General features: G+C 65.3%; 13 protein-coding genes. 8 read left to right on the forward strand and 5 right to left on the reverse strand.

Going from position 1 to position 10668, the window contains the following annotated elements; all coding sequences use genetic code 11:
- On the forward strand, positions 1-981 hold a 981-nt coding region (locus AC2VOG_RS06405; RefSeq protein ID WP_486939077.1), incomplete at its 5' end, for a fused (3R)-hydroxyacyl-ACP dehydratase subunits HadA/HadB.
- A gap of 10 nt (positions 982-991) precedes the next feature.
- Here AC2VOG_RS06405 and AC2VOG_RS06410 read toward each other — a convergent pair.
- Positions 992-1873 carry a dihydrodipicolinate synthase family protein gene (locus tag AC2VOG_RS06410; protein ID WP_486939078.1) on the reverse strand — a complete coding sequence of 294 codons (882 nt, stop codon included), beginning with the start codon at positions 1871-1873 and terminating at the stop codon, positions 992-994.
- Positions 1874-1903: 30 nt separating this feature from the next.
- Positions 1904-2689, reverse strand: a complete 786-nt coding sequence (locus tag AC2VOG_RS06415; protein WP_486939079.1) for an aldolase — start codon at positions 2687-2689, stop codon at positions 1904-1906.
- A gap of 159 nt (positions 2690-2848) precedes the next feature.
- On the opposite strand from AC2VOG_RS06415, the gene AC2VOG_RS06420 reads away from it, so the two are divergent.
- Complete coding sequence (locus AC2VOG_RS06420; RefSeq protein WP_486939080.1) at positions 2849-3277, forward strand: guanyl-specific ribonuclease; 429 nt, start codon at positions 2849-2851, stop codon at positions 3275-3277.
- Positions 3274-3594, forward strand: a complete 321-nt coding sequence (locus tag AC2VOG_RS06425; RefSeq protein ID WP_486939081.1) for a barstar family protein — start codon at positions 3274-3276, stop codon at positions 3592-3594. Before AC2VOG_RS06420 ends, AC2VOG_RS06425 begins: the two co-directional genes overlap by 4 nt.
- Positions 3595-3667: 73 nt before the next feature.
- Here AC2VOG_RS06425 and AC2VOG_RS06430 read toward each other — a convergent pair whose 3' ends face one another.
- Complete coding sequence (locus AC2VOG_RS06430; RefSeq protein ID WP_486939082.1) at positions 3668-4489, reverse strand: serine hydrolase; 822 nt, start codon at positions 4487-4489, stop codon at positions 3668-3670.
- Between the two features lie 189 nt (positions 4490-4678).
- On the opposite strand from AC2VOG_RS06430, the gene AC2VOG_RS06435 reads away from it, so the two are divergent.
- Both AC2VOG_RS06435 and AC2VOG_RS06440 read left to right on the forward strand, forming a co-directional pair.
- Positions 4679-6349 (forward strand): cation:proton antiporter, encoded by a 1671-nt coding sequence (locus AC2VOG_RS06435; protein WP_486939089.1) that lies wholly within the window; start codon positions 4679-4681, stop codon positions 6347-6349.
- A 104-nt stretch (positions 6350-6453) separates the two neighbouring features.
- Entirely contained in the window at positions 6454-7143 is a 690-nt protein-coding gene (locus AC2VOG_RS06440) for a type 1 glutamine amidotransferase domain-containing protein (protein WP_486939083.1), read from the forward strand.
- Between the two features lie 28 nt (positions 7144-7171).
- Here AC2VOG_RS06440 and AC2VOG_RS06445 read toward each other — a convergent pair whose 3' ends face one another.
- Entirely contained in the window at positions 7172-7609 is a 438-nt protein-coding gene (locus AC2VOG_RS06445; RefSeq protein WP_486939084.1) for a type II toxin-antitoxin system VapC family toxin, read from the reverse strand.
- A 7-nt stretch (positions 7610-7616) separates the two neighbouring features.
- Positions 7617-7850 carry an antitoxin gene (locus tag AC2VOG_RS06450; RefSeq protein ID WP_486939085.1) on the reverse strand — a complete coding sequence of 78 codons (234 nt, stop codon included), beginning with the start codon at positions 7848-7850 and terminating at the stop codon, positions 7617-7619.
- A gap of 253 nt (positions 7851-8103) precedes the next feature.
- Between AC2VOG_RS06450 and AC2VOG_RS06455 the strand changes: the two genes are divergently transcribed.
- The 3 genes from AC2VOG_RS06455 to AC2VOG_RS06465 all read left to right on the forward strand — a co-directional run.
- Positions 8104-8916: a DUF1906 domain-containing protein gene (locus tag AC2VOG_RS06455; RefSeq protein ID WP_486939086.1), complete on the forward strand. Its 813-nt coding sequence runs from the start codon at positions 8104-8106 to the stop codon at positions 8914-8916.
- Positions 8917-9017: 101 nt separating this feature from the next.
- Entirely contained in the window at positions 9018-9473 is a 456-nt protein-coding gene (locus AC2VOG_RS06460) for a DUF1942 domain-containing protein (RefSeq protein ID WP_486939087.1), read from the forward strand.
- Positions 9474-9683: 210 nt separating this feature from the next.
- Positions 9684-10668, forward strand: a 985-nt coding sequence (locus tag AC2VOG_RS06465) for a cytochrome P450 (RefSeq protein ID WP_486939088.1), incomplete at its 3' end; no start/stop codon positions are given.

Below are 10668 nucleotides of genomic sequence, written 5' to 3' on the forward strand. Positions count from 1 at the left end.
CATCACTACACAATGGACGGCACCTACCTGGTCGGCCGGGAAAAGCTGCGCGAGTACGCCCGCGCGGTGCAGGACTATCACCCCGCGCACTGGGATGTCGACGCCGCCACCGACCTGGGTTACTCCGACCTGGTGGCGCCGCTGACGTTCACGTCGACGCCCGGAATGACGTGCAATCGCCGCATGTTCGAGCAGATCGTGGTCGGCTACGACACCTATATGCAGACCGAGGAGCTGTTCGAGCAGCACCGCCCGATCGTTGCCGGCGACGAGTTGACGGTCGACGTCGAACTGACGTCGGTGCGCAGGATGGCCGGTCGCGACCTGATCACCGTGACCAACACCTTCACCGACGCGGCCGGCGAGCGGGTGCACACCCTGCACACCACCGTCGTCGGCGTCACCGCCGCGGACATCGATCCGGCGATCAAGACGGCGGTGCAGAACGCGATGATGCACGACGTCGACATCTTCGGCATCGGCGAAGACGAGTACCGCAAGACAGTGCGCCCCGACGGCGAGATTCGGATCGCCGACGCGAGCCTCACCCGCACGCCGGGGACGCCGTCGTTCGACGACGTGCACGTCGGCGACGAGTTGCCGGTGCACCACGCCCGGCTGACCCGCGGCGACCTGGTGAACTACGCCGGGGTGGCGGGCGACGCCAACCCGATTCACTGGGACGAGGACATCGCCAAGCTGGCCAACCTGCCCGACGTGATCGCCCACGGCATGCTCACCATGGGCCTGGGTGCGGGCTTCGCCTCGACCTGGACCGGTGACCCCGGGGCGGTGACCCGCTACGCGGTGCGGTTGTCGGCCCCGGCGATCGTGTCCGCGCGCGAAGGCTGCGACATTGAATTCAGCGGCAAGATCAAATCTTTGGACCCGCAGACCCGTTCCGGCGTCGTGATCCTCACCGCAAAATCCGATGGCAAGAAGATCTTCGGTATGGCCACCTTGGGTGTGCGCTTCCGCTGATCGGTGCGCGCTAATCGACGAGCAGAGAGCGCAATTCGTCGATCCCGTCCTGCTCCAACGGGAGCAGGGGCGGCCGCGGCTGCCCCACCTTGGTGCCGAGCAGCTCGAGTCCTGCCTTGACGGTCGTGGGCAATCCGCCGGCGACGATGAAGCGCAGCAACGGCGCCAGATCGTCGTAGATGTCTTTGGCGGTTGCGTAGTCGCCCGCCTGCGTCGCCGCGTAGAGCTCGAGGCAGGGTTGCGGTCGCAGGTTGGGCGCGGCCGTGCACCAGCCACTCGCGCCGGCGGTCAGCGCATCGAGGATGAGCGGGTTGCTGCCGTTGTAGAACGGCAGTGCGTCGCCGGTGAGCTCCTTGAGGCGGACCATGCGATCGAGCTCGCCGGTGGATTCTTTGACCATGGTGAGGTTGTCGATTTCGGTGAACATCTGCACGAGCAGTTCAGGGCTCATGTCGATGCCACTGGTAGCCGGGTTGTTGTAGGCCATGATCGGAATATCAAGTGCCGCAGCCACCGTGGCGTAGTGTCGGGCGATCTCGCGTGGGGTCAGTTTCCAGTAGGAGACCGGCAGGATCATCACCGCGTCGGCACCAGCGCGTTGCGCGTAGCCGGCGCGACGAACCGTGTTGGCCGTAGTCAAATCGCCGGCACCGACGATCACCGGCACGCGGTGGTCGACGGCGTTCACCGTCGTGTCGACGACGCTGTCGAATTCGGCCTCGGTGAGATAGGCGGCTTCGCCCGTGCTGCCGAGCGGCGCGATCGCGTGAACCCCTGCGGCGAGCAGCTTTTCGATCAGCGAGGCCAGTACTGCGGTGTCCACGCCGCCATCGGCGCCGAAGGGCGTGATCGGGTAGGCGATGATCCCGTGGATGGCCGGGGCAGGCGTCACGAAGCTCCTCCTCGTCGGGGCGGTGCGGCGTCAGTCGGACAGGGCGTCAGGGTGGTCTACCAGTGCGCGTCGCGCGTAGTAGGCGAAATTGGCTTTGCTGCGCTTGGCAGTCAGCGTCCAATCGTGAGCCTCACGAGCGAGATTCTCGGGCAGCGGTTTGATCTCGCCGGCGGCCATGGCGGCAAGCTGCAGTTTGGCGCCGCGCTCGACGAGAACCGCCAGCGAGCAGGCTTCCTCCACGCTTGCCCCGGCGATGACGTGTCCGTGATGGGCCAGCAGCACTGCCTTCTTCTGACCGAGAGCCGCGCTGATGATTTCGCCCTCTTCATTGCCTACCGGCACACCGGGCCAGTCTTCCAAGAACGCGCAGTCGTCATAGAGCGGTGTGAGATCCATATGGGAGACGACGAGCGGGACTTCGAGCATGGACAGCGCCGCGACATGGAACGGGTGCGTGTGCACGATGCATTGCACGTCGGGGCGGGCGCGGTAAATCCAGGAGTGAAAGCGATTGGCGGGGTTGGCCATTCCGCTGCCGGACAACACGTTGAGATCTTCGTCGACGACCAGCAGATTGCCGGCGGTGATCTCGTCGAAGCCCAGACCCAGCCGCTGGGTGTAGAACGTGCCGGGTTGCTCGGCGCGAGCGGTGATCTGTCCAGCCAGTCCCGAGTCGTGCCCGCGGTCGAACAGTGCACGGCAAGTCAAGGCGACCTTGTGCCGCAGCGTCCATGCAGTGTCGCCGAATTCCCGGTCCATGGCGTCTTGCGCACGCCGGATGAGCTGTTCTTTGGAGTCGTTGAACGTTGCACTCACAAGTCACCTCCGGCGCGGGGATCGGCGCCCGATGGGCCAATTCGACGGTACCTTCACGATAACCGGGTTTTGGCCGCCGACGGTTTCGCCGACCGCCCAGGTCGATCAAGACGGGCGTCATCAGTTGTAATGGACAGAAGCGGGTGGCAAGGAGCACAGGTGGGTCGAGGCAGGCTGCTGCTGGTCACGCTGTGTGCACTGGCTGTCATCGTCGGCGGATGGGCGCTGACGCGTAACCATCCATCCCCCCGGGCAGCGCAGTCGGCAAGCGGCGTCGCCGCGTCGGTGTGCCCGATCACCTCGCTGCCGCACGAGGTTGTCGACACCATCAGTCGTATCCGCGCCGGCGGTCCTTTCCCGTTCCCGCGCAGCGACGGTGCGGTGTTCGCCAACTACGAGGGCCATCTGCCCAAGCAACGCCGCGGCTACTACCACGAGTACACCGTGATCACACCGCGCGCCCGAGACCGGTCCATGCGCCGCATCGTCACCGGTGGCTCGCCGGTGGCGCACCCGGCGCAATACTTCTACACCGGCAACCATTACGACTCGTTCTGCCTGGTCACTGGCGCGGACGGCCGGCCATGAGCCGCAGCCGCACCGATGGCAACCCGGTGATCTACCGGCTTGATGGCCGAAAGATCAAGTCTCCCAGCGACTTCTACCGTGAAATCGGATCAGCCGTCAATGGCGCGGGCGGGTATTTCGGGCGCAACTTGGACGCCCTGGCGGATTGCCTGCGAGGCGGATTCGGCACTCCGGAAAACCAGCACTACGAATTCGAATGGCAGCACAGTTCCCTGTCGCAGCGCTACCTGAGCGGCGTCTACCACGGACAGCGGCCGCTGATCGCGGCGATTCAGGACGTTTTCGACGGGGCAGGAGTACCGCTGCGCCTGACCTGACGCTGTTCATCGGCGTCGCCGGCGATTCCCGGGCGGTAAGAGTTGGCCGTCGCCCCGGCCGCGGTTCGACCGCCTATCCACCTTCGAGTTCCGCCCTCAGACAAGCCCCGATGGCATTCATTCCCGACAACACCCGGTCTTTGACGTCGGCGCCCGCAGCCGGCCAATTCGCGATGACCGCGTAGGAGATCCGGGCATCGTTGCGTCCAACGGTGCCCACGTCGGCCCGGACGCCCGGATCGGCGCCGGTTTTATTGTGAATGGCGGTGTCTCCGTCACCCGGTGTGTGCGCCAGCGGATCGAGGCCGAATGCGGACGCCACCAGGGACAGGTCCATTCCGGTGGCCAGCCAATTGTTCACCTGTTGCGACACCGTCGGCGACACCACCTCGCGCCGCGACAGCCGACTCATCAAACCGGACAGTTCAGATGCCGTCCCGGTCGACAGCGTCGGCGGGTGATCCGGGCCGCGGTGGTCTCGGACATAGTCCAGCAACGCCGTGTGAACCAAGCCGAGTGTTCGGGCGAGCGCGCTGACCCTCGCCAAGCCGACGTTGTCGAGGAGAACATTGGTCGCCGTGTTGTCGCTGACGCTGGCCATCAACACGCATAGGTCGTCGACCGCCAGTTCATCGACACGCAGGTGGCGCCAAAGCCCGGAATCCGCGACCACCAGCTCAGGACGACGCCACAGTAAGGCCGTACCGCTGATCTCACCGGCGTCCCGTTGCCGCGCGACCTCGATGAGGAGCAGCAGCTTGCCGACGCTCGCTGTCTTCATCACTCGATCGCCATTGCGGCAGCACACTTCGCGTCCGGCGGCGTCGCGAATGGACACCGCCCATTCGACACCGGTCGGTGCGCTCACGATGTCGTCGATCGATCGCTGGAGCACCGCTAGCCCGTGTGCTTCTCGCGAGTGACTGGCCTCACACCGTCGCACATTATCGCGCTGAAGCCCGCCGGCCCCGTTGCTTCAGCCCGTCGCCGTCCTTCCGCTGAACCTGCCAATTTGCCAGGAATCTGTTGGCTGCGCGCGCCGACGACCCCACGACTCAAGGATGATAGAGCGGTGACTTTGCACATGGGTCTGATCTTGCTGTTGGCCGCAATCGGCGTGATCGTCGCGGTGGATCGGATCGCCGCGCGCACCGGCTTGCCCAGCGCGGTGTTGCTGGCCGTTGGCGGTATCGCCTACGCCTTCCTGCCCGGCCCCAACATCGCCCTGCGCCCCGAACCCGCCATGTTCTGCATCTTGCCGCCGCTGCTGTACTACGCGGCACTGGAGTCGTCGCTGCTCGGAATTCGACGCAACCTGCGCGCCGTGATCAGTCTGTCGGTCGTTCTCGTTTTGCTGACCGCATGCTCGGTTGGTGTCTCGTTCGCCCTCCTGGTCGGTGGCGCAACCTTTGCGGTCGGCACGGCGCTCGGTGCGGCGGTGGCACCACCGGACCCGGTTGCCGCACTCGCCGTCGCCCGCAAGGTCGGCCTCCCGCCCAACATCATCACGATCATCGAGGGCGAGGGGTTGCTCAACGACGCCACAGCATTGACCACGCTGTCCGTGGCCACCGCGGCCGCCAGCGGAGGCGGGTTCTCCGCACCCTCGGCGGTCAAGGCCTTCTTGCTGGCCGCTGCGGGTGGTTTCGCGGTCGGGGTGGCGATCGCCGCCGGCCGGCGCGTGCTCCGCAGGTGGACGTCGGACATCTTGACCGCCAACGCGATTTCGCTCGCGACACCGTTTGTGGCCTACCTTGCCGCCGAGCAGATCCGCGCCTCCGGAGTGCTGGCCGTGGTGGTCTGCGGGTTGATCGTCGGACACGATCTGCCGCGATCGGAATCCGGTGCCAGCCGCTTGCAGACGCGGGCGGTCTGGCGGTTGACCAACTTTCTGCTGGAAGGCTTCGTGTTCTTGCTCATCGGCCAGCAGCTACCACGAATCGTCGGGGGCCTGAGGGATTATTCGGTAGGCACGGTTGTCTCCGCGGTCGGGGTGACACTCGCGGTCGTACTCCTCATGCGCCCGCTGTGGTTGTTGATCACACAACTGTTGCCGCAGCCGTTGCACTCCAGGCTCGGAGACGTCTCGGGCGCGGGTTCGGCTGAGGCGACGGATTCCGTTGTCACCCTCGGCGCCCCCCGCCGGGGCTCGCAACGACTCAGCCTGCGGGAAATTTTCGTACTGAGTTGGGCCGGCACGCGCGGAGTTGTGAGCCTGGCCGCGATCTTCACGGTCCCGCTGGTGACGGCGACCGGTGCGCCATTCCCTGATCGAGATCTGCTGCTGTTCTGCACTTTGGTGGTCGTGTTGGTGACGTTGATCGGTCAAGGCCTCACGTTCGCGCCGCTGGCGCGCGCCCTGGGTATCCGCGTCAAGGCAGCCGACGAGTCGCGGCTGCGCCAGCAGGCGGGCATCGCCGCGATCCGGGCCGCCCTCGAACGGCTGGATGAGCTGCACCAGCAGAGCCGCAACGAGGTCGACCGGAGAGCGATCGACACCGTGCGCCAGCAATTGTCGAGTCAGATCACGGCACGCCAGCAACAGCTCGACTTGCTCGACATCACCAACACCTATGACATCCCCGTGTTTCCCGACGAGGACGCACTGCACGAGACGCGCCGTGCGGCGATCGACGCCCAGCACGAAGAGCTCGTGCGCTGGCGCGACGCCGGCGTACTCCCCGATAAAGGGCTGCGCGCTCTGCAGCGTGCGCTGGACCATGAAGAGGGCATGCTGGCGTTCAGCCAACACTGACCGCTCGAATCGCAGCGCGGCATTCGGCCACGTCAGCACCAGCGGTGCGGCCTTGATCCACAAAAGTGCTGGCGCTGCTCGGCGTTCGACGCAATGCTTGGAGGATGACCAAACGGATCCTCCATGTCGTCACCAACGTCTCGCACTACGAGGACCCGTCCAAGCCGACCGGATTGTGGCTTTCCGAGCTGACGCACGCCTATCACGTCTTCGCCGAAGCCGGCTGTGAGCAGACGATCGTCAGCCCGAACGGCGGGCCGTCGCCCCTGGAACCGCGTTCGCTGAAGTTCCCGAACTACGACAAGAGCGCCAAGGCGTGGCGGGCCAACGACCGCAAAATGGTGCTGCTGCACCGCACCGCGTCACCCGCTGAGATCGACTCGGGGGACTTCGACGCCATCTACTTCACCGGCGGCCACGCGGTGATGTTCGATTTCCCCGATAATGAAGGCCTGCAACGTATTACCAGGGAGATCTTCGAGAATGGCGGCGTCGTTTCCGCCGTCTGCCACGGCTACTGCGGACTGCTCAACACCCGACTGTCGGATGGATCGTTGTTGGTTGCCGGGCGCAAACTCACCGGATTCGCCTGGTCGGAGGAAATCTTGGCCCGGGTCAACAAACTGGTCCCCTACAACGCTGAGGCAGAAATGAAGAAGCGGGGCGCCCGATACGCAAAAGGCTTGTTTCCCTTTGCTTCCCACGTCGTTGTCGACGGGCGGCTGGTGACGGGTCAGAATCCGGGCTCGGCGAAGGCGACGGCCAAGAAGGTCGTCGCCGTGTTGGAGGGCTGAGCTACGTCGTTCTGGATGTCGTGCGTTGTCAGCGCTCCGATGTGGTCGGATCCCAAACGCGCGAGAAGCCGAAGTCGGTAAAGTCACCGACATTTCGAGTAGCGAACTCGTCGACACCGTGGTGGCGCAATGTCAGTGCCAGCCGGGCATCGAATAGGCGCCGGCGAGCAATTCGCGGCGTGGCCGCCAACACCCAAACCTCGTTCATCACTGGGGCGTTCTCGATGAGCGCCCACCGCCGGTTACGGCGGAACGTCTGACAAATCTCCGCCGCCTCGGGGCCGTCGAGCGGTCGCGTCACCACCGCGCGGTTCCGCAGCAATTGATACAGCTCCATAAGCACGAGCTCACAGACTGCGACATCGGTCCGACCAGCGCATTCGACAAGGAAGGTGGCGGCGGCGTCATGTTCGGGGCAATCCCGATTTTGGGCATAGAGCAAGACATTCGTATCGATCGACAGCACGGGCGACTCAAGCCTCGTTGGCGAGCTCGCGCCACGCGTCTTCGGAGACACGAAACGCACCAAGTCGACGAGGCGTGGGCGGCTGCCAGACGTCGGGCGCTACATCTCGCCTCGGGTAGATCTGCACCATGTGCTCGAGCCCGCGACGGACGACCTCGGCAAGGGTCATTTCATGCTCGTGCGCGACCCGCTTGGCGTCGCGGTAAAGCTCATCCGGAAGCTGGACTTGCGTTCGAATCATACATCAAATTTACATCTGTATCAGAAATACATCAACGTTGTGTAGGTGTGAACCATCCCGCCAGGAGTTTGGATAGGTCCCCTCGGATGCGCTCAGGCACGCAGTCGAGGGCAACGGTGCCTAGACCTCGGTGACCGAGCGCCCCGGCCGGCCCAGCGCGTGACGAATGTCGCGCAACGCGACGCACTGAATCGATGCGGAAACGCCGCATCAGCTACGCCGTTCACCGTAATCACGTTGTTAACATCGCCGGATGCCGGATTCATCGGCGCGCTCAGGACTGTCGCAATCACGCTCGGTTTCCCGGCGTGACGCATTGCGCTACGCGGCCACGGTGACCGCGCTGGCCGGAATGGGCGCAGCATCGGCAAGTGCCGGGAGCCCTCCGGCGACCGCGGCGGGGGCGCCGACGCTGATCGACTTCGCGATGCGCCAGATTCCGGCCCAGGACATCCGGGCGGCCGGCTACTCCGGGGTCGTCAGCTACGTCTCGCAGTCGCGTCCCGGCTCGTCCTTCGGCGCCAAGCCGATCACCCGGCCCTACGCGGAGTCACTGACCGCCGCCGGGCTGGTGATCGTCAGCAACTACCAGTACGGCAAGCCCGGCGGCACCGCACCATCGGACTTCACCCGCGGGTTCGCCGGCGGCGTTGCCGATGCTCGCACCGGCTGGCAGCTGCATACCGCGGCAGGTGGCGGCCAGAGCGCACCCATTTTCTTCACCGTCGATGACGACATCAACCGTGGGACGTGGAACAACGTTGCGCTGCAATGGTTTCGCGGAATCAACTCGGTGCTCGGCGTGCAGCGCACCGGCGTCTACGGCGGCATCAACGTCTGCCAGTGGGCCGCCGCCGATGGCGTGATCGGCAATTCGAGCACGCCCGGCCACCGGTGGGCCTGGCAGACCCGGTCGTGGTCGCACGGTCAGGTCGACCCCGCCGCCGTCCTCTACCAGCGCATCGTGAGTACCGCCAGCACGCCGGGGCCGGTGGTAGGTGGGCTCGAAGTCGACGTCAGCGACGTTTTGGCGCAGGACTGTGGTCAATGGAATCTGCATCCGTGAGCGGGTAAAACGCGGGCACGTTTTGAGATCGCCGAGTCCGGCTACTCCACGCAAGCAAAACTGTCTCCCCCTGGACAGAACTACGATGGAGGGACATCGACATGGCGTTTTCGCCAACCGCACTCAAAACGGTCGTTGCCACGGCCGGCATCGCGGCCGCCGCGACCGTAATGGCGACACCGGCACTCGCTGATCCAGAAGAATTGAATTTCGGCCAGATGGCCGAAATATCGAGCATGGGCGGAACCATCGATTACACCGTCACCGACCTGAAACCCAGCGGCCACAATGACGGCGTGTGGTACTCCGATGTGATGGCCAAAGGTGTGAGCGGCAACGCGACACCCAACATTGCCGATTTCAACGCCCGCGCGGTCAACAGCTCGACGTTCGCGGTGATGAAGGGCAACGAAGCCGACGGCCTTCCCAACGGACCACTTCCGCTGGGCCAGCAAATTACCGGGCGGATTTACTTCGACGTACGCAACGGAACCAGCCCCGACAGCGTCGTCTACCGGGATGCCGGAGGCACCGACAAGGTGGTCTGGAAGGGCTGATCGTCGCGCCGCACCGGGGGCGCCTCGTCGAACGCAGTGGTTGTGGTAAAGCCGCAGCGCGCCGCAATGCGACATGCGCACCGGCGCCGGTAGCGCGTCAAGCACCGAAAGATCGCCCGCCGCCACCCAGTACGATGGCGTTTGTGAAGCGTCGTCGTCATAAACGCGACGCCAGGTCAGCCAGGCCGTTATCTCGAGTTGGAGGTGAAGATGACTGCCGGCACCGGTCTGCGCGACATCGATGCTCTGCCGCGGGTCGGCGTGCGTGGGCTGGCCCGCGATCGTGGACGTTTCTTCCGGCCGTTGGGGCAGCGCTCACCACTTCGCGGGATCGGGGAGCGGTTCCTGATCGACCTCCCGATGGGGCCGAAGATGGTCGTCACCTCATCTCCCGAGGACGCCAAGGCCGTCTTCGCCGACCGAGACGGCGCGCTGTCATTCGGCGAGTTGCTGAAGCGGTTCTCCCCCCATGAGCGCCTGTTCGGCAGCGACGCCTTCATCTTCCTGGAGGGCGAGGCCCACATGGCGGAGAAGCGCAAGGTTGCGCCGCCGTTGCACGGGCAGGCACTCAAATCCTACGAGCGGGCCATGACCGACATCGTGCTGCGCAGGCTGCCGGAATGGCCGCTCGGCGAGCGGGTCGAGTTCTGCGATATCGGCGGTCAGCTGTCGCTCGACGTGATGATGACGGTGATTTTCGGGGTATCGAAGCCCGAGCGGATGCAGCGCTTGGAGCGGGCGATGCTCGCGCACTGCGCGGTCACCGAAAGCGCGAGCTTTCTCGGCGTAGGAATGCTCTCGATGGCGCTGCGGGGCAGTTGGCTGGCGGTGCCCTCGGTCGCGCGGACGGCGGCGGCCGTCGACGCGATCGTGCTGGAAGAAATTGCCGAGCGGCGACGCACCGGGGCTCGCCCCGACGACTGCCTGACGTTGTTCTTGGAGATCAACCAGCAGGACGAGCAGCCGCGCGACGACGCGTTTCTGGCGCGCTCAATGCGTGGGCTGATGCTGGCCGGCTACGCCGCCACCGCGGTCACGCTGGGGTGGGTGGCCGAGCTGCTGGTCCACCAGCCCGAGACGCTGGCCACCCTCGAACAGAGCATCGACCGAGGCGAGGACACTTACCTTGACGCCGTGATCGCCGAGTCGATGCGCCTGCGGCCGGCGTTGCCCATCACCGGGCGCCGCGCCCTGC

The sequence above is a fragment of the Mycobacterium sp. TH-M11 genome, from assembly GCF_057473725.1.

Bases quoted from the DNA above. Each gene is read 5' to 3' on its own strand.
- AC2VOG_RS06425 (WP_486939081.1), top strand. From the start codon at position 3,274: ATGAGCCGCAGCCGCACCGATGGCAACCCGGTGATCTACCGGCTTGAT.
- AC2VOG_RS06435 (WP_486939089.1), top strand. From the start codon at position 4,679: ATGGGTCTGATCTTGCTGTTGGCCGCAATCGGCGTGATCGTCGCGGTG.
- AC2VOG_RS06440 (WP_486939083.1), top strand. From the start codon at position 6,454: ATGACCAAACGGATCCTCCATGTCGTCACCAACGTCTCGCACTACGAG.
- AC2VOG_RS06450 (WP_486939085.1), bottom strand. From the start codon at position 7,850: ATGATTCGAACGCAAGTCCAGCTTCCGGATGAGCTTTACCGCGACGCC.
- AC2VOG_RS06455 (WP_486939086.1), top strand. From the start codon at position 8,104: ATGCCGGATTCATCGGCGCGCTCAGGACTGTCGCAATCACGCTCGGTT.
- AC2VOG_RS06460 (WP_486939087.1), top strand. From the start codon at position 9,018: ATGGCGTTTTCGCCAACCGCACTCAAAACGGTCGTTGCCACGGCCGGC.